The sequence below is a fragment of the Klebsiella sp. 1SOBk5mer genome (assembly GCF_046603115.1).
GTDB classification, from domain to species: domain Bacteria; phylum Pseudomonadota; class Gammaproteobacteria; order Enterobacterales; family Enterobacteriaceae; genus Klebsiella; species Klebsiella quasipneumoniae.
Genome location: NZ_JBKIUU010000012.1, coordinates 38,808 through 56,845, shown reverse-complemented (window position 1 = coordinate 56,845; position 18,038 = coordinate 38,808). Strand labels below are relative to the sequence as shown.

Below are 18,038 nucleotides of genomic sequence, written 5' to 3'. Positions count from 1 at the left end.
GATCCTCCTTAGTGGCAATCGCCAGCCGGGCTGGAACAGCAGGAGGCCGGCGTTTTCCGGGTGGCCAGCAGCGAGACGTCAACCCGGCTGCGCGCCCGACGCAGCAGACCGAAGAGCACCACGTTGAACAATATCACCGCCAGGATACACACCAGGCTGTAGCGCGGATGGTCGCTAAAGCTGACGGTCTGGTAGTAGAGCGTCGAGAGCGAATAGGCGATATTCAGTCCCCACAGAATGGAGAAGGTCATCCAGCCGCGGCTCGATTCGCGGGCGATGGCCCCCATCACCGAGATGCAGGGGATATAGAGAAGAACGAAGATCAGGTAGCTGTAAGCCGCCGCGGCACTGCCAAATTTACTGCCCATCACGCCCATCGCGCCGGTGGCCATTTCGCCATCACCTTTGCTGGCTTCGATGGGGTTGGCCAGGACGCTGAGGCTGAAGGTGTCTTTCAGTCCCTGCCATGTTTCGTCGACGGCGGCCAGCAGTTCCTCGCCGAGGCTGAAGGTCTGCGGATTGAACTCCTCGTTCTGGATATCTTCGGCGGTATAAAGGGTGTTCAGCGTACCGACCACCACCTCCTTCGCCATTGCGCCGGTAAACAGGCCCACGGTGGCCTGCCAGTTATCTTCATGCACGCCGATCGGCTTAAACAGCGGAGTGATGACCCGGCTCACCGAGGCCAGCGCGGAGTCGTTGATGTTGTCGACGACCTTACCGCTCAGCGAGAAGCTGTTCAGCGCGCTGAGGAAGATGCTGACAATGACGATCACCTTCCCGGCGCGCAGCACAAAGCCTTTCAGGCGCTGCCAGGTCTGGATAATCAGGCTCTTAATATGCGGGACGTGGTACACCGGCAGCTCCATCACGAACGGCGAGGCTTCGCCGCGCATAATGGTGTGCTTCAGCATCAGGCCGGTGAGAATGGCCATCACAATGCCCAGCACGTAGAGCGAGAAGACCGCCAGCGCGCCGTTCTGACCAAAGAAGGCGGCCGCGAAGACGGCGAAGATCGCCAGCCGCGCGCCGCAGGACATAAACGGCGCCATCATAATGGTCATCAGACGTTCGCGCGGGGCGTCGAGGGTGCGGGCGCCCATCACCGACGGCACGTTGCAGCCGAAACCGACAATCAACGGGACAAAGGATTTCCCCGGCAGGCCGAGAGCTTGCATCAGGCGGTCCATGACAAAGGCGGCGCGCGCCATGTAGCCGGAGTCCTCGAGGAAGGAGAGGAACAGATACATCATGCCGATCTGCGGCACCAGCGGCAGTACGGTGTTGATACCGCCGCCGATCCCCTGGGCGAGGAAGACGGTCAGCCAGTCCGGGAAGTGCAGGGTGTAACCCAGCCATTGAATACCGTGAATAAAGACCGCGACCGAGCCGGCGTCGAAAATCGGCTGCAGCGCGCCGCCGATGTTGATGGCCAGCAGGAACATCAGGTACATAACAAAGAGAAAAATCGGCAACCCGAGGAAGCGGTTGAGGATCACTTTGTCCATCGCCGCGGTGAAGCGGCTTGGCTCGGCGGTCAGGGTGTTACTGACGGCGTCGCAAATGGCGGCGATGGTCTGATAGCGCGCGTCAGCGATATGCAGAGCCGGGTCGTCGATCTCGTCGCTGAGATTCGCCAGGGCGATATCCAGTTTATCGGCGGCGTCGCCGGCATAGGCCCGGCTGTAGATGTCGCCCTCCAGCATCTGCAGACCGAGCCAGCGCCGCTGCCGGGCCGGGATCTGCGCTGACATCTGCTGCGCCAGCAGGTCGGCTTCGCGCAGCAGCGGCTGTGGATAGTGGACCAGCTCGATATCGCTGTTCGCCTGATGACGGTCGAGGGCAATCTTCAGCGCTTCGATCCCGCGTCCGCGGGTCGAAACCAGCGGAATGACCGGGCAGCCAAGGCGTGCGGCGAGGGCATCGATATCGATACGCACCTGCTGCTTTTCGGCAATATCCAGCATGTTCAGCGCCACGACGCAGGGGATCCCCAGCTCGAGCAGCTGCAGCGTCAAATAGAGGTTTCGCTCGAGGTTGGAGGCGTCGACCACGTTAATCAGCATGTCGGCGTCGCCGCTGAGGATGTAGTGGCAGGCGATCTGCTCGTCCAGCGAGGTTTGCGAAGAGATGGTGGTCAGAGAGTAGGTTCCCGGGAGGTCGACCAGCGTGACCTGGTGGTCAGTGGTGGCGAACACGCCCTCTTTACGCTCAACGGTGACCCCGGCCCAGTTGCCCACGCGCTGGCGGGCGCCGGTCAGCTGATTAAACAGGGTAGTCTTGCCGGAATTAGGATTACCAATTAAACCAACGGTTAATTTTTTCATATTTCAAACTCTTGTGCCGGGTCAGCCGTTATTGTGCAACCGCTTCCAGTTCGATTAAGGCGAGATCTTTTTTGCGTAATACCAGACTGACGCGTCGGGTTTCAATATGAACAGGATCGCCGAGCGGCGCCACGCGCACCACATGAAAAGAGGATCCGGGCAGCATGCCGAGGGAGAGCAATTTCTGACGGTATGCTGGGCTAATATCGCGGGAAAATCCGGTAATTTTCCACGCACTATCAGGTGTGAATTGCATAGGGCCTACTTGTCTATCGCTAACCGAAGAAGAATTTTCCGGACGCCTGGAGGCAGTTGCGCCGGGGACCGTAGCCAACGAAAAAGAAAAAACATTCTGCAAGCGATGATAATGAGAATGGTTTTTATCATCAATACATATGATGCGCTTTATGCCATTTTTAAAGTGAAATTCACCTTTTTATTGATATGCCGCAAAGTCCGCCAGTGATCGAAAATATGCGAAATATTATTTCGTCGCTCTAATGTTTAATTAAGGTTTCTTAAGTTAACGAAATGAAAATATTAATTTCGCTATCTGCCCGGCGCGGAATAAATGCAGGTTATCAGAAATAACTGAGAGCCATTTGCGCGAAAAGGCGGCTATAGGTCAGTGACAATGAAAAGGAAAACTGCCCCTGAAAAGGGGCAGGGAGGGATTAGCGTTTTTTACCCATCGCCGCGGCGAGGGCATCCATCATCGCGCTGTTGCCGGCAGGCTGCGCGTCGCGACCGCGGGGTTTGGCGGCTTTCGCGGCCGGGCGATTGCCCTGCGGGCGATCCTGACCGCCGCCGCGGCGGGCGTTGCTGTCGCCCGGCTGCTCGTCGAGACGCATGGTCAGGGCGATACGCTTACGCGGCAGATCGACTTCCATGACCTTGACCTTCACGATGTCGCCCGCTTTCACCACCGTATGCGGGTCTTCAACGAACTTGTTCGAAAGGGAAGAGATATGCACCAGGCCGTCCTGGTGAACGCCGATATCAACAAACGCGCCGAAGTTGGTGACGTTAGTCACCGCGCCTTCGAGGATCATCCCCGGCAGCAGGTCGTTCATAGTCTCCACGCCGTCGGCGAACTGAGCGGTTTTGAACTCAGGACGCGGGTCGCGGCCCGGTTTTTCCAGCTCTTTGATAATGTCGGAAACCGTCGGCACGCCGAACTTCTCATCGGTGAAATCGACGGCTTTCAGGTTCCGTAGCTCGCTGCTGTTGCCCATCAGATCTTTCAGCGCCTGCTGAGTCGCCGCCAGAATGCGCTCGACCACCGGATAGGCTTCCGGGTGAACGGTGGAGGCGTCCAGCGGGTTGTCGCCGTGGTTGATACGCAGGAAGCCGGCGCACTGTTCAAAGGCTTTCGGCCCCAGACGGCTGACCTTCAGCAGCTGCTGACGGTTCTGGAACTGGCCATTCTCGTCGCGCCAGGCGACGATGTTCTGCGCCATCATGCGGGTCAGGCCGGCAACGCGGGTCAGCAGCGGCACGGAGGCGGTGTTCAGGTCAACGCCGACGGCGTTCACGCAGTCTTCCACCACCGCGTCCAGCTTACGCGCCAGCTGGGTCTGGCTGACATCATGCTGATACTGACCGACGCCGATGGATTTCGGGTCGATTTTCACCAGCTCGGCCAGAGGATCCTGCAGACGGCGGGCGATGGAGACCGCGCCGCGCAGCGACACGTCGAGGTCCGGGAACTCCTGCGCCGCCAGCTCGGAGGCGGAGTAAACGGAAGCCCCGGCTTCGCTGACGATCACCTTCTGGGCGGTGACCTTCGGGAACTGCTTCTGCACGTCGAGGAAGAAACGCTCGGTTTCACGCGAGGCGGTACCGTTGCCGATGGCCACCAGCTCAACGTTGTACTTCTCACACAGCGCGGCGACGGCGACGGCCGCTTTGGCGGCCTGGCCGGTGTGGGGGTAAATGGTGTCCGTCGCCACCAGTTTGCCGGTACCGTCAACCACGGCCACTTTCACCCCGGTGCGCAGGCCCGGGTCAAGGCCCATGGTGGCGCGCAGCCCGGCGGGCGCGGCCATCAGCAGGTCGTGCAGGTTGCGGGCGAAGACGTTAATGGCTTCGTCTTCGGCGCGCTCGCGCACGGTGCCCATCAGCTCGGTTTCGAGGTGCATCAGGACTTTGATCCGCCAGGTCCAGCTGACGACGCCTTTACGCCAGCTGTCCGCCGGGGCGTTGTTCAGGCGCAGGCCCAGGTGGTCGATAATAATCTGCTCGCCGTGGCTCTCTTTCGGCGGCTCGTCAAACTGCGGGTCGGCGTTTAAAGAGAGCTGCAGGACGCCTTCGTTGCGGCCGCGGAACATCGCCAGCGCGCGATGCGACGGCACGGCGGCGATCGGTTCGTGGTGATCGAAGTAGTCGCGGAATTTGGCGCCTTCCTCTTCTTTGCCGCTGACGACGGTGGAGACCAGGTGGGCGTTTTTCCACAGATAGTCACGGACCTTCGCCAGCAGCGCGGCGTCTTCGGCAAAACGCTCCATCAGAATATAGCGCGCGCCATCCAGCGCCGCTTTGCTGTCGGCCACGCCTTTATCGGCGTCAATATATTTTGCGGCTTCCGTTTCCGGATCGTGGGACGGTTCGTTCCACAGCAGGTCAGCCAGCGGCTCCAGCCCGGCTTCGATGGCGATCTGTCCGCGGGTACGGCGCTTCGGCTTGTACGGCAGGTAGAGGTCTTCCAGTTCGGTTTTGCTGAGCGTGGTATTGATGGCTTTTTCCAGCGCGTCGGTCAGTTTGCCCTGTTCAGCGATGGATTTGAGGATCGCCTGACGACGGTCTTCGAGTTCGCGCAGGTAGCCGAGGCGGGTTTCCAGATTACGCAGCTGCGTGTCATCCAGACCGCCGGTGACTTCTTTACGATATCGTGCAATAAACGGCACGGTGTTCCCTTCATCAAGCAGGCGAACGGCAGCTTCTACCTGTTCGGCTCTGGCCTGAAGTTCACCCGCAATAATGCGGCAGAGCGAATCATTCATCATGGCTTTTAATTCATCTTTAGGGTCAAAAAACAGGGACTAGTTATACGGACTGGCGGCTGAAAATGCCAGCCGCGCCCGGCGTCTCTCGGAAAGTTCTTGTCTATTTTACGTATTCGATCTCGTTGACATACCAGCTGGCTTCCCCCGCCGGCGTGTTAACGATGGCCAGATCGCCGACCTCTTTTTTTAACAGCGCGCGCGCCATCGGCGAGTCGATGGAGATATAGTCTTTGCGGCCAAAAATTTCATCGTAACCGACGATGCGAAAGCGCTTGATATCGCCTTCATCGTTTTCAATTTCTACCCAGGCGCCGAAGAAGACTTTGCCCTCCTGCTGCGGGGAGTAATCGACGATCTTTAACTGTTCCAGACATTTGGTCAGATAGCGGACCCGGCGATCGATCTCGCGCAGGCGCTTTTTGTTGTACTGGTAATCCGCGTTCTCGCTGCGGTCGCCAAGGCTGGCGGCCCAGGTCACCTTTTTGGTCACTTCCGGGCGCTCCTGGCGCCACAGGTAGTCCATCTCCTGCTTCAGTTTTTCATATCCCTCGCGGGTGATCAGCGGCGTTTTCATCGTGAGTTCAACCTTCTGACAGTCTGTCGTTGCGCACAATTTGTAGCGCGCAATAATACCGACAGGATAAATACTGTGTCTTATGATTAAATGTATACTTAACCTGCTGTTAAATATGCTTTGTAACAATTTAGCCTGGAATGTATACCAGATTTAGCTGGTGAGCGCGCCGGGCTTTTTTGAGAATACGCACTGACTATTGCAGTGAACCTTTGGGAGTACAAACAATGCAAGAGAATTATAAGATTCTGGTTGTGGATGACGACATGCGCCTGCGTGCGCTGCTCGAACGTTATCTGACCGAGCAGGGCTTCCAGGTTCGTAGCGTGGCGAACGCCGAACAGATGGATCGTCTGTTAACCCGCGAATCCTTCCACCTGATGGTGCTGGATCTGATGCTGCCCGGGGAAGATGGTCTCTCGATTTGCCGCCGTCTGCGCAGCCAGAGCAACCCGATGCCGATCATTATGGTGACGGCGAAAGGCGAAGAGGTCGATCGGATAGTGGGCCTGGAGATCGGGGCTGACGACTATATTCCGAAGCCGTTCAACCCGCGCGAACTGCTGGCCCGCATCCGGGCGGTGCTGCGCCGTCAGGCGAACGAGCTGCCGGGCGCGCCGTCGCAGGAAGAGGCGGTTATCGCCTTTGGTAAATTCAAACTGAACCTGGGCACCCGCGAAATGTTCCGTGAAGACGAGCCGATGCCGTTGACCAGCGGCGAGTTCGCGGTCCTGAAGGCGCTGGTGAGCCATCCTCGTGAGCCGCTGTCGCGCGATAAGTTAATGAACCTCGCTCGCGGCCGCGAATACTCTGCGATGGAGCGTTCCATCGACGTACAGATCTCCCGCCTGCGCCGCATGGTGGAAGAGGACCCGGCGCATCCGCGCTATATCCAGACCGTCTGGGGTCTGGGCTACGTCTTCGTCCCGGACGGTTCTAAGGCATGAAACGCGTGCGCTTTTCGCCGCGCAGCTCCTTTGCTCGCACGCTGCTCCTGATCGTCACCTTGCTGTTCGTCAGCCTGGTGACGACCTATCTGGTGGTACTGAATTTCGCGATCCTGCCGAGCCTCCAGCAGTTTAATAAAGTATTGGCCTACGAAGTGCGTATGCTGATGACCGATAAGCTGCAGCTGGAGGATGGCACCCAACTGGTGGTGCCCCCGGCGTTTCGTCGTGAAATTTATCGCGAGCTGGGGATTTCGCTCTATTCCAATGAAGCGGCGGAAGACGCAGGCCTGCGCTGGGCGCAGCATTATGAATTCTTGAGCCAGCAGATGGCTCATCAGCTTGGCGGCCCCACTGAGGTGCGGGTGGAGGTCAATAAAAGCTCCCCCGTGGTGTGGCTGAAGACCTGGCTGTCGCCCAATATCTGGGTGCGGGTGCCGCTGACCGAGATCCATCAGGGCGACTTCTCGCCGCTGTTCCGCTATACCCTGGCGATCATGCTGCTGGCGATAGGCGGCGCCTGGCTGTTTATCCGTATTCAGAACCGCCCGCTGGTGGATCTGGAGCATGCGGCGCTGCAGGTCGGGCGCGGCATTATCCCGCCGCCGCTGCGCGAGTACGGCGCCTCTGAGGTGCGATCGGTGACCCGCGCCTTCAACCACATGGCCGCGGGCGTGAAGCAGCTGGCCGACGACCGTACGCTGCTGATGGCCGGGGTCAGCCATGATTTACGTACTCCGCTGACCCGCATTCGTCTGGCCACCGAGATGATGGGCGAGCAGGACGGCTATCTCGCGGAGTCGATCAACAAAGATATCGAAGAGTGCAATGCCATCATCGAGCAGTTTATCGACTACCTGCGCACCGGGCAGGAGATGCCGCTGGAACTGGCGGATCTGAATGCGGTGCTGGGGGAAGTGATCGCTGCGGAGAGCGGCTATGAGCGGGAGATCGCCACCGCCCTGCAGGCCGGCGAAATTCCGGTACGCATGCATCCTCTGTCTATCAAGCGCGCGCTGGCGAATATGGTGGTCAACGCGGCCCGCTATGGCAATGGCTGGATCAAGGTCAGCAGCGGCAGCGAAGCGAGCCGGGCGTGGTTCCAGGTTGAAGATGACGGACCGGGGATTAAACCTGAGCAGCGGGAGCACCTGTTTCAGCCGTTTGTGCGCGGCGACAGCGCCCGCAGCACCAGCGGAACCGGGCTGGGGTTGGCGATTGTTCAGCGTATTATCGACAATCACAACGGCCGGCTGGAGATTGGCTCCAGCGAACGCGGCGGGTTACTGATCCGCGCCTGGCTGCCGGTGCACCGGGTGCTGACGCCGATGAAACCGACCAAAGAGAGCTGATCGCGCCCGCGGTTGGCTGGTCAAAACGTTGCGCAATAAAAAGCCGGGCAAGCCCGGCTTTTTCCTCTCTGCGTCCGTTAGCGCTGCGGCCCTGCCGCCACCAGCGCGGCGCCCGCTGGCGTATCGGTATACTTCTCAAAGTTCTCAATAAACAGCTTCGCCAGCTGGTCGGCTTTTTCCTGCCACTGCTCCGGGGAACCATAGGTGCTGCGCGGATCGAGGATCTGGGTATCCACGCCCGGGAGCGCCGTCGGGATCTGCAGATTAAACATCGGCAGGGTAAAGGTCTCCGCGTTGTCCAGCGAGCCATTGAGGATGGCGTCGATGATGGCGCGGGTATCTTTAATCGAGATGCGCTTGCCGGTGCCGTTCCAGCCGGTATTGACCAGATAAGCCTGCGCGCCAGCCGCCTGCATACGTTTGACCAGCACTTCGGCGTACTGCGTCGGATGCAGCGACAGGAAGGCGGCGCCGAAGCAGGCGGAGAAGGTTGGCGTGGGTTCGGTCACGCCGCGCTCGGTGCCGGCCAGTTTGGCGGTAAACCCGGACAGGAAATGGTACTGCGTCTGATCGGCGGTCAGGCGGGAGACCGGCGGCAGTACGCCGAACGCATCGGCCGTCAGGAAGATCACTTTGGTGGCGTGACCCGCTTTGGAGACCGGTTTGACGATATTATCGATATGGTCGATGGGGTAGGAGACGCGGGTGTTTTCGGTTTTTGAACCGTCATCGAAATCGATCGTGCCGTCGGCGCGCACCACCACGTTTTCCAGCAGGGCGTTGCGGCGGATGGCGTGATAGATATCCGGCTCGGCCGCTTCAGAGAGCTTGATGGTCTTGGCGTAGCAGCCCCCTTCGAAGTTAAACACCCCATCGTCATCCCAGCCATGTTCGTCATCGCCAATCAGGCGGCGTTTCGGATCGGTGGAAAGGGTGGTTTTGCCGGTGCCTGAGAGGCCGAAGAAAATGGCGACATCGCCTTTCTCGCCGACGTTGGCAGAACAGTGCATGGAGGCGATGCCCTTCAGCGGCAGCAGGTAGTTCATGATCGAGAACATCCCTTTCTTCATTTCGCCACCGTACCAGGTGCCGCCGATCAGCTGAATGCGCTCGGTGAGGTTGAAAGCGATGAAGTTTTCCGAGTTCAGGCCCTGCTCTTTCCACTGCGGGTTGGTGCACTTCGCGCCGTTCATCACGATGAAGTCCGGCGCGAATTCCGCCAGCTCTTCGTCGCTCGGGCGAATGAACATGTTCTTCACGAAGTGCGCCTGCCAGGCCACTTCGGTAATGAAACGTACGCTGAGACGGGTATCGGCGTTAGCGCCGCAGAAGGCGTCGACGATAAACAGGCGTTTACCGGACAGCTGCTGTGTCACCAGCCCTTTCAGATGCTGCCAGGTTTCCTGCGAAAGCGGCTTGTTGTCGTTTTTACCCTTGCCTTTATCGGACCACCAGACGGTATCGCGGGTGGTGTCGTCGCGCACGAGGTACTTATCTTTCGGAGAACGACCGGTAAAAATGCCCGTGTCGACGGCGATAGCACCCAGACTGGTTAATACGCCACGTTCGTAGCCTTCCAGGTTGGGGTCGAGCTCTTCCTGAAACAACATGTCGTAGCTGGGGTTGTGGACGATATCCTGAACGTCATTGATACCATAAGCCTTGAGATCCTGCGGGGTTAAACCATGATTAACGCGCATGTCACTGCTCCTTAGCCAAGATGTACTGCTGTAAATTGTAGGGTTTATTACCGGGTATTGACCGCGACCAGGCTCATAGATTTACGTATCTCGACATTCCGCAGAATGACGAAAAAAACGGTGACTCCTGTCACGAAGTGAAGTGGATTATCTCAGGAAATGGCCGGATGGTGGGGTTAGATGTTTCTCAATGGTTAAAAAGTAATTAAAAAAACTGCTGAAATGTGAATGTAATCGCTTTCCTGGAATAAAATTACGTAACTCTTTCAGCGAGAATCGATTCAACTCGTGAATAAATAAAAGTCAGGCACCGGGCGACAAACCACATCGCCGCCCGGCGCCTGAAGAAGAAGTGAGGATTAATGGACCTGCGGGTCGGCCGGAGAGGCGTTGTTACGGATCTCGGCGATGTCCATGGCGTTGAAGATATAGTGGTTACCGCAGTAGTCGCAGTGCATATCAATCTCGCCTTCGTCGGCAAGGATGCTATCTATCTCTTCGTCCGGCAGCGTCTTCAGCGCGCCGGCGCAGCGTTCGCGGGAGCAGGTGCACTTGAACTCCACGCTTTGCGGATCGTAGACCGTGACTTCTTCTTCATGGTACAGACGCCACAGCACATCGTTCGCCGGCAGGGTGAACAGCTCTTCCGCCTTGATGGTCTCGGTGAGCGTCGCCAGGTGCTCAAAGTCGGCAGTCTGGGCATCCTGGGCCGGCATCACCTGCAGCAGCATCCCGCCCGCCATCGGCTGGCCTTCATGTTCGCCGGTGCGGATGATAAGGCGCGTCGGCAGCTGCTCTGAACGCTGGAAGTAATCTTCCAGGCAGGCGGCCAGCGTATCGCCTTCCAGACCGACCACGCCCTGATAGCGCTCACCCTCTTCCGGGGAGATGGTAATGACCAGATAACCGTTGCCGACCATCGCTTTCAGATCCGCATCGTCCGCAATCTCGCCCTGCACGCGCGCGACGCCGCGCAGCTGCTGCTGGTTATTGCCGTTGATCACCGCCAGCTGTAAAGGCCCATCGCCCTGCAGCTGCACGGTAATGTCGCCGGCAAACTTCAGGGTCGCAGTCAGCAGACTGGTGGCGACCAGCAGCTCCGCCAGCACCGTTTTCACCGGCTGGGGATAAGTGTGATTCGCCAGTATCTGTTCCAGGGTTTCCGACACCGTCACCAGCTCGCCGCGCACGGCATAGTTTTCAAACAGATAACGATGTAATTGATCGTGTTGAGTCATAATCATCTCTCTTTCTGGCGCGAGTTACTCACTCTCGCCGTGTTTAAATCTCATCAGGTCGCGGCGCTCTTTCTTGTCCGGACGTCTGTCAGGGTGCGGCATGGTCAGGGCGTTCATTTTGCGCGCCAGGGCCATTTTTTCACGCTTCTCGATACTCTCCGCCGTCTCTTCATACAGGGTGACGGCTTCGCTTGCCGGGCGGCGCTGCTCGGTGATACCGACGATGCGCACCGTCCGCTCGTCGTTGCCCTGACGCAGCGTCAGCATGGCGTCCAGTTCGACGATTTTCCCTGGTTTGCTGCGTTGTCCGTTGTAATGCACCTTGCCGCCTTCAATCATCTCCCGCGCCAGCGCGCGGGTCTTGTAAAAGCGGGCGGCCCAAAGCCATTTATCCAGTCTGACGGTTTCGGCAGGCTTCTCTTTCATCGCCTCTCCTTCGGGGTAAGCGAAGGGATCAGTCGTCGGTAATCATTCAGCCCCGGATGGCGCAGATACTGCTTTTCCGCCAGCCCGGAGTCGGGATTGGTAATGCCCAGGCAGTAGCGAATGCCAAACTCCCTCGCGGCATCCAGAATCGCCTCGCTGTCGTCGACAAACAGCGTTTTATGCGCCTCAAGGCCGGTTTCCTCCGCCACGGCGCGCCACAGACGCTGATCCTCTTTCGGATAACCAAATGTGTGGGTGGAAAGTAATAAATCAAGGTGCGCATCCAGGCCGGTGTGTTTGAGTTTCACCGCCAGATTGTGGGGATGGGCATTGGTCAACAGAATACGTCGCTTACCGCTGGCCTTGAGCGCATCAAGGAACGGCACGGTATCCTCACGCAGCGTGGCGCGCGGACCCTGTTCGCTGGTCATCGCACAAATATCCAAACCCAGGCGCTCGCTCCAGTAATCCAGACAGTACCAGTTTAGCGTATGCTGCACGGCATGATACTCCTGGTGCATGGCCTCTTTCGCCTGTTGCAGATTGAGGCCGCGGGCGGCCCCCCAGGTTTCCGGCACCAGCGTTTGCCAGAAATAGTTATCGAAAGCGAGATCCAGGAGCGTGCCGTCCATATCCAGCAGAACGGTATCGACCTCCTGCCAGGCGATATCAAAATGCATGATGACTCTCCAGCGAGCGGGAAATGGGCGACAGGGTATCACACCCTGCCGCCGGGGAAATTAATCTTGCGGGTCAGACGAGGGGAGCAGCACCGGGTTCAGGCAGCTTTCGTAATATTTCTGAATCTCTTCCATACGCTGGCGATGGCGTTGATAACGACGCAGCGCCTGCACGCCGTGGTAAGCCATGCATCCCACCATCGACAGCAGCAGCAGGGTGATGCCCAGATAGCGCCACAGGCCGCTGCGGTCGGGAATGCGGTGCAGGTTGATATGCTGGGTGCCGTTGGCGTCAGTAAACAGATTGGTGACGATCCCTTCGGCATGGAAGGGGGTATGCATCAGCATACCGGCCAGCCGCCGCAGTTCGCCCCACTGCTCATGCGCCGGGTAATCATACAGGCTTACCGCCGGCCACGGCTGATTGACCAGCACGCTGCCCTCGTCGCTGGCGATGAGGAAGCCGCCCGGGGCCGGGCTGTTGAGCGCCTGCGCCGCTCGCGAGGTTTCACGCATTACAAAGGGGGCGGTTGAGGTGGTCACCAGATTCTCCAGCGACTCGGCGCTGACTGGTCGCAGGAGCACGTTCACACCATCCAGTTTCCCGGCGGACGCGCGCTTGGTTAACGTCTCCCAGTTACGGGTATTGCCGAGATTAACCAGCGCGTTCTTCAGGCGCAGGCAATCATCGGCAGCCGAACAGAGATCGTTAGTTTTCTGAACGATATCGCCGAAATCATCCAGCAGCACCATGCCAGATTTTTGAATGGCGGAGCGCAGCGCCGGGCTGACGCGGGAGTCGTCGTCGGTTTCCGGGTGCAGCTGACGCTGGACGGACTCCATCAGGGCGGTCGCTTTGCTGACAATGTCAGACTCCGGCAGCGGCAGAGGAGGGGCATCGTTCCACACAATCTGCGAACAATCGAAAGGCAGGAACGGCGAATCCTCTTTGGCCGTCCAACTGCCCGGCGTGCGGATGTTGCACATCCCGGTACCGGTCAGGCGCAGCGTATCGCCAATGCGCACATGGGCCTTTTCCAGCTGGCTGACGGTCGTGGCTTCAATCGTCTGCGCCCCCTTCAGCCACGACAGGGTGAACTTAAACGGCATATTCAGCGGTACGCTGGCCCATAGCATGATCACCACCACCAGGGCGCCGGCGGCGATAATCGCGCTGCGCAGCCAGTACTGCAGCGGGAAATTTTTCACTTCATCATGAAGCGACAAGTAGCGTCCCTGACGGGCCACATGGCGGTTGAGATAGATATCAATATCGGTCTGCTGTCCGAGGTCCTGGGCGATCCAGGGCTGCCAGTGGCGCGGATAGATGAGATCGATAATGCCCAGCGAGATATTATTGATATGTTCCTGATCGTTTTCGCCGAACAGCCCCCAGCGCTTCGGGACGCCGCGCAGGCAGTGGATTTCGCGCAGCGCGGCGCGGCGCGGCGCGGCATAGATCCCCCACAGGCCGGCGGCGAGCAGCAGCAAACCGGCGGCTACCAGCCACGGGGTAAAGACGGCTGGCCCAATCAGGCTGAAATAAAAGACCAGGAAAGAGGCGACGATCAGGATCGCTTCCCGCAGACCGTCCGGGCGATTCAGGGCGTGCTCTTCCGGACTTTCCCGCCGGATCTGCCGCAGCTCTACCTGTTCGCTCTCTTCGCCGCGAATCGAGGCCTGGGTGGCCGAGGCGCGTTCCAGAGCGTAGCTTTGCGCTTCCTGACGATAGTCGCTCAGGGTATGACCGTTAAGGGTGATAACCAGCGGCAGGCTGTCGGTGGGGATCAGCTCAACGCTGTTTTCATCGTTGATATGCTGTTCCCAGAACGGCGGCAGATGTACCTCCACCGAATCGAGAAAATAGCGCCATTTATTCGGCGCGTCGGTGGTGATCCCGTAGCGGGTGATGGCTCGCGTCAACCCATAGACGGTATCGCTCTGTTCGTTTAGCGCCAGAGCGACGGGCGCGCTGGTGGCGCCGGACGCGGGCACCTGCTGGGCGCGGCTCAGTTCGGCAAGATACTTTTCGATGGCCTGGCGCTCATCGGCAGGGAGCGGCCGCGTGGTGGCATCGCTAAAGGCGTGCAGTAGGGGGAGCCGGCGGCGTCTGGCGTGCGTGCGATACCACCATCCAATGAGCAATACGCAGATTAGCAGAGCTGTAAGGAATATCAGAAAGGTGCCCATGCCCATCCCATCATAGTTATATTTTTCTTACGAAATCGTCGGTGAACGTGAAGACTAACGTCAAGCTGCAGTGTTAGCGGCGCACCTGCTTGCAGGGTAGTGAATATGTCATGCAGCAGTGTATAAGCTTACCAAAAACGTTAAAGCGCAGAAATCGGTAAATTCTCAAACAGAATTCAAGCTATTGACTTTTTTATCTTTATTACTTTCACCTTTGCAGGGAAAAGGTTACAACTCTGTAAATAAGTGGCGATTTGGATTGCCGAAAGCGTGTTGCGTATCGCACAATGACTGCTTAATCACAGCATAGACCGATGACAATGAGCAAATCATTACAAAAACCCACCATTCTCAATGTTGAAACTGTCGCCCGTTCGCGCCTCTTTAATGTCGAAAGCGTCGATCTGGAATTCAGCAACGGTGTGCGTCGTGTTTATGAACGTATGCGGCCTTCCACCCGCGAAGCGGTAATGATTGTGCCGATTGTGGATGATCATATTATTTTGATTCGCGAGTATGCCGTCGGGACGGAATCCTACGAGCTGGGCTTCTCCAAAGGGCTGATTGATCCGGGTGAAACCGTGGATGAAGCGGCCAATCGCGAGCTGAAAGAAGAGGTTGGCTTCGGCGCCAATAAGCTGACGTTCCTGAAGAAGCTCAGTATGGCTCCCTCTTACTTCTCCAGCAAAATGAATATCCTGGTGGCGGAAGATCTCTATCCGGAGTCGCTGCCGGGCGATGAGCCCGAGCCGCTGCCGCAGGTGCGCTGGCCGCTGGCGCAGCTGATGTCGCTGCTGGATGAAGAAGATTTTAACGAGGCCCGCAACGTCAGCGCGCTGTTTTTAGTGCGGGAATGGCTGCAGGCCCAGGGGAGACTCTGAACGAGCGTTCACGCTAAGCAGCAATAAAAAAGCGCCCGCAGGCGCTTTTTTTGTCAGAACAGCTCGTGGGTTTCACCGCCGCCGTCCGTCAGGGTGGTGCCCACCTCATGGACCGCCTGCTGCGTGGGCTGGGTACCCTCAATAAAGTATTCCGCCCGGCTGTTGCCCCCGTTCGCCAGCTGACCGGTGCTGCGATCGATATTCACCGTGACGATTCCCGGCGGCGGCGTTAACGGCTCTTCCGCAACGCCTTCCAGCACGCTCTTCATAAAGCTGTCCCAGGCCGGTTGGGCGCTTTTGGCGCCGCCTTCGTAACCGGAGATCTGATCTTTAATCGCCCCTGATGCGGTGGTCCGGCCAAGATCGCGACGATGATCGTCAAAGCCGATCCAAACCGAGGTCACCACGCCCGGCCCGTAGCCTGAGAACCAGGCGTCCTTCGAGCTGTTGGTGGTTCCGGTTTTGCCGCCGATATCATGCCGCTGCAGATCCCGGCCGGCGCGCCAGCCGGTTCCCATCCAGCCCGGTTCGCCAAAGATGTTGCTGTTCAGCGCGCTCTTGATCAGGAAGGCCAGCGGGGTATTGATCACATGCGGCGCGTATTCCTGGGCGCCGCTCTGCGCCACCAGTGACTGATTGGCCTGCTCCAGCTGCGGCTGCGGCGGCACGTTGCCATTCTGCGGTTCCGTCGAGGTGGCGACATCTTCCACATCTTTGTTTTCCAGCACATTGGATTTTGGCGTATCGCCGTAAATCACCGGTAAATCACACTGCGGGCAGGCGATTTTCGGGCGCTCCTCGAAGAGGACCCCACCCTGATCATTCTCAATCTTACTGATAAAGAACGGGTTGACCAGGAAGCCGCCGTTGGCCATCACCGAATACCCGCGGGCGACCTGCAGAGGCGTAAAGGAGGCGGAGCCCAGCGCCAGCGATTCGGTGTGGACAATGTTTTGCGCCGGGAAACCAAAGCGCTGCAGGTACTCGGCGGCATAGTCAACGCCCATGGCGCGCATGGCGCGCACCATTACCACGTTTTTCGACTGCCCCAGGCCCTGGCGTAAACGAATCGGACCGGCATACTGCGGCGGCGAGTTTTTCGGCCGCCAGTCGGAGCCGGCCCCGGCGTCCCAGCGCGAGATTGGCACATCGTTGAGCATGCTGGCCAGAGTTAAGCCTTTATCCATCGCAGCGGTGTAGAGGAACGGCTTGATGTTGGAGCCGACCTGGCGCAGCGCCTGGGTGGCGCGGTTAAACTTGCTCTGGTTAAAGTCAAACCCACCGACAAGGGCAATAATCGCGCCGTTTTGCGGGTTAATGGAGACCAGCGCCGAGTTGACGTCCGGGACCTGCGACAGCCACCAGCTGTCACCCACTTTGCGAACCCAGATCTGCTGCCCGGCCTGCACGACGTCGTTGACTTTACGCGGAGTCGCCCCCTGCTGCGTATCGGAGATAAAGCGACGAGCCCAGCGCACGCCGTCCATCGTCAGTGAAACGGAGTCGCCGTTAGCCAACAGCGCGACGGCCTCCTGGGCATTCGCGGAGGTGACCACCGCAGGAGAAAGCGGGCCTAAGCCAGGCTGGCGCTTCAGGGCGTCGACGATCTTTTTCGCCTCCCACGGCGTTTCGCCGACCTTCCACAGCACGCTGGCCGGGCCGCGGTAGCCGTGACGCATATCGTAATCCAGCACGTTATTGCGGACCGCCTGCTGGGCCGCCTGCTGGTTTTTGCGGGTAATCGTGGTGTACACCCGGTAGCCATCTTCATAGGCCTGCTCGCCATAGCGATTCACCATCTCCTGGCGCACCATTTCGCTCAGATAAGGCGCTGAGAAGGCGATTTTCGGCGCGTGGTAGCTGGCGTCGATGGGTTCGCTGCGCGCTTCATCGTATTGCGCCTGGGTGATGTACCCCTCGCTCAGCATACGCGACAGCACCACGTTGCGACGGGCTGTGGCGCGATCCATCGAATAGAGCGGGTTAAAGGTGGACGGGGCTTTCGGCAGACCGGCAATCACCGCCATTTCGCTGAGGGTCAGCTGGTCGATAGGTTTGCCAAAATAGACCTGCGCCGCGGCGCCGACGCCATAGGCGCGGTAGCCGAGGTAAATCTTGTTCAGATACAGCTCAAGGATTTCATCTTTGTTCAGCAGCTGCTCGATGCGGATGGCCAGAAAGGCCTCTTTAATCTTACGCATCAACGTCTTCTCGGGGCTGAGGAAGAAGTTACGCGCTAACTGCTGGGTGATGGTGCTGGCGCCCTGCGAGGCGTGGCCTGAGAACATCGCCACGCTGGCGGCGCGGAAAATACCCACCGGATCGACGCCGTGATGCTCATAGAAACGACTGTCTTCGGTGGCGATAAACGCTTTCACCAGCTCGGGGGGAATTTGCTGCAACGTTACAGGGATACGGCGCTTTTCGCCGTACTGCGCAATAAGCTCACCGTCGGCGCTATAGACCTGCATCGGGATCTGCAAACGCACATCCTTCAGGGTTGCGACGTCGGGGAGTTGCGGCTCTATGTATTTGTAGAGGCCAAAAATCGAGCCTGCTCCCAGCAGTACGCAACAGACTGCAAGGATCAATAGATACTTTACGAACTTCACCGGTGTTTTCCCATTTAGTTTTATTTGGGCAGTTTATAAACAAACGCGCGGTAGTATAAAGGCAAGCCAGGTGCATTGATATAGCCGGACAGTTTTGCCGGATAAG

13 protein-coding genes are annotated in these 18,038 nt (G+C 58.5%); 3 read left to right on the top strand and 10 right to left on the bottom strand.

The annotated features are described in order from the left end of the window. Positions 1–8: 8 nt before the first annotated feature. The 4 genes from feoB to greB all read right to left on the bottom strand — a co-directional run bounded on the left by feoB (position 9) and on the right by greB (position 5,906). Positions 9–2,327 carry a Fe(2+) transporter permease subunit FeoB gene (feoB, locus tag ACLH1U_RS21395; RefSeq protein WP_032454235.1) on the bottom strand — a complete coding sequence of 773 codons (2,319 nt, stop codon included), beginning with the start codon at positions 2,325–2,327 and terminating at the stop codon, positions 9–11. 28 nt (positions 2,328–2,355) lie between these two features. Next, on the bottom strand, positions 2,356–2,583 hold the full coding sequence (gene feoA / locus ACLH1U_RS21390; RefSeq protein ID WP_002920506.1) for a ferrous iron transporter A: 228 nt from the start codon (positions 2,581–2,583) through the stop codon (positions 2,356–2,358). A 418-nt stretch (positions 2,584–3,001) separates the two neighbouring features. Then, entirely contained in the window at positions 3,002–5,332 is a 2,331-nt protein-coding gene (locus tag ACLH1U_RS21385) for a Tex family protein (protein ID WP_023291204.1), read from the bottom strand. 100 nt (positions 5,333–5,432) lie between these two features. Further along, the gene (greB, locus tag ACLH1U_RS21380) at positions 5,433–5,906 is read right to left on the bottom strand and encodes a transcription elongation factor GreB (protein ID WP_002920503.1); all 474 of its coding nucleotides are present in this window, start codon (positions 5,904–5,906) and stop codon (positions 5,433–5,435) included. Between the two features lie 227 nt (positions 5,907–6,133). Here greB and ompR point away from each other — a divergent pair, with 227 nt between their 5' ends. Continuing rightward, a complete protein-coding gene (ompR, locus tag ACLH1U_RS21375; protein ID WP_001157751.1) occupies positions 6,134–6,853 on the top strand; it encodes a two-component system response regulator OmpR in 720 nt (239 codons plus the stop codon). Next, entirely contained in the window at positions 6,850–8,205 is a 1,356-nt protein-coding gene (gene envZ / locus ACLH1U_RS21370; protein WP_032454233.1) for a two-component system sensor histidine kinase EnvZ, read from the top strand. Before ompR ends, envZ begins: the two co-directional genes overlap by 4 nt. Before the next feature lie 77 nt (positions 8,206–8,282). On the opposite strand, the gene pckA is transcribed toward envZ, so the two are convergent. The 5 genes from pckA to ACLH1U_RS21345 form a co-directional block, all read right to left on the bottom strand. After that, complete coding sequence (gene pckA, locus ACLH1U_RS21365) at positions 8,283–9,905, bottom strand: phosphoenolpyruvate carboxykinase (ATP) (RefSeq protein ID WP_023291202.1); 1,623 nt, start codon at positions 9,903–9,905, stop codon at positions 8,283–8,285. A gap of 359 nt (positions 9,906–10,264) precedes the next feature. Further along, the gene (gene hslO, locus ACLH1U_RS21360) at positions 10,265–11,149 is read right to left on the bottom strand and encodes an Hsp33 family molecular chaperone HslO (RefSeq protein WP_017899960.1); all 885 of its coding nucleotides are present in this window, start codon (positions 11,147–11,149) and stop codon (positions 10,265–10,267) included. An 18-nt stretch (positions 11,150–11,167) separates the two neighbouring features. Next, positions 11,168–11,569 carry a ribosome-associated heat shock protein Hsp15 gene (hslR, locus tag ACLH1U_RS21355; RefSeq protein WP_023291201.1) on the bottom strand — a complete coding sequence of 134 codons (402 nt, stop codon included), beginning with the start codon at positions 11,567–11,569 and terminating at the stop codon, positions 11,168–11,170. Then, positions 11,566–12,249, bottom strand: a complete 684-nt coding sequence (gene yrfG, locus ACLH1U_RS21350) for a GMP/IMP nucleotidase (RefSeq protein ID WP_004202162.1) — start codon at positions 12,247–12,249, stop codon at positions 11,566–11,568. Before yrfG ends, hslR begins: the two co-directional genes overlap by 4 nt. A 60-nt stretch (positions 12,250–12,309) precedes the next feature. Beyond that, positions 12,310–14,439: an intracellular growth attenuator family protein gene (locus ACLH1U_RS21345; RefSeq protein ID WP_102002069.1), complete on the bottom strand. Its 2,130-nt coding sequence runs from the start codon at positions 14,437–14,439 to the stop codon at positions 12,310–12,312. 320 nt (positions 14,440–14,759) lie between these two features. Between ACLH1U_RS21345 and nudE the strand changes: the two genes are divergently transcribed. Further along, positions 14,760–15,320 (top strand): ADP compounds hydrolase NudE, encoded by a 561-nt coding sequence (nudE, locus tag ACLH1U_RS21340; RefSeq protein ID WP_004202164.1) that lies wholly within the window; start codon positions 14,760–14,762, stop codon positions 15,318–15,320. A gap of 53 nt (positions 15,321–15,373) precedes the next feature. Here the strand turns inward: nudE and mrcA are convergent, their stop codons facing one another. Beyond that, positions 15,374–17,932: a peptidoglycan glycosyltransferase/peptidoglycan DD-transpeptidase MrcA gene (mrcA, locus tag ACLH1U_RS21335; RefSeq protein WP_032454231.1), complete on the bottom strand. Its 2,559-nt coding sequence runs from the start codon at positions 17,930–17,932 to the stop codon at positions 15,374–15,376. Positions 17,933–18,038 lie beyond the last annotated feature (106 nt).

What these genes read in the sequence shown, in the direction of transcription:
- feoB (WP_032454235.1), bottom strand. Translation starts at nt 2,327, where the DNA reads ATGAAAAAATTAACCGTTGGTTTAATTGGTAATCCTAATTCCGGCAAG.
- feoA (WP_002920506.1), bottom strand. Translation starts at nt 2,583, where the DNA reads ATGCAATTCACACCTGATAGTGCGTGGAAAATTACCGGATTTTCCCGC.
- ACLH1U_RS21385 (WP_023291204.1), bottom strand. Translation starts at nt 5,332, where the DNA reads ATGATGAATGATTCGCTCTGCCGCATTATTGCGGGTGAACTTCAGGCC.
- greB (WP_002920503.1), bottom strand. Translation starts at nt 5,906, where the DNA reads ATGAAAACGCCGCTGATCACCCGCGAGGGATATGAAAAACTGAAGCAG.
- ompR (WP_001157751.1), top strand. Translation starts at nt 6,134, where the DNA reads ATGCAAGAGAATTATAAGATTCTGGTTGTGGATGACGACATGCGCCTG.
- envZ (WP_032454233.1), top strand. Translation starts at nt 6,850, where the DNA reads ATGAAACGCGTGCGCTTTTCGCCGCGCAGCTCCTTTGCTCGCACGCTG.
- pckA (WP_023291202.1), bottom strand. Translation starts at nt 9,905, where the DNA reads ATGCGCGTTAATCATGGTTTAACCCCGCAGGATCTCAAGGCTTATGGT.
- hslO (WP_017899960.1), bottom strand. Translation starts at nt 11,149, where the DNA reads ATGATTATGACTCAACACGATCAATTACATCGTTATCTGTTTGAAAAC.
- hslR (WP_023291201.1), bottom strand. Translation starts at nt 11,569, where the DNA reads ATGAAAGAGAAGCCTGCCGAAACCGTCAGACTGGATAAATGGCTTTGG.
- yrfG (WP_004202162.1), bottom strand. Translation starts at nt 12,249, where the DNA reads ATGCATTTTGATATCGCCTGGCAGGAGGTCGATACCGTTCTGCTGGAT.
- ACLH1U_RS21345 (WP_102002069.1), bottom strand. Translation starts at nt 14,439, where the DNA reads ATGGGCACCTTTCTGATATTCCTTACAGCTCTGCTAATCTGCGTATTG.
- nudE (WP_004202164.1), top strand. Translation starts at nt 14,760, where the DNA reads ATGAGCAAATCATTACAAAAACCCACCATTCTCAATGTTGAAACTGTC.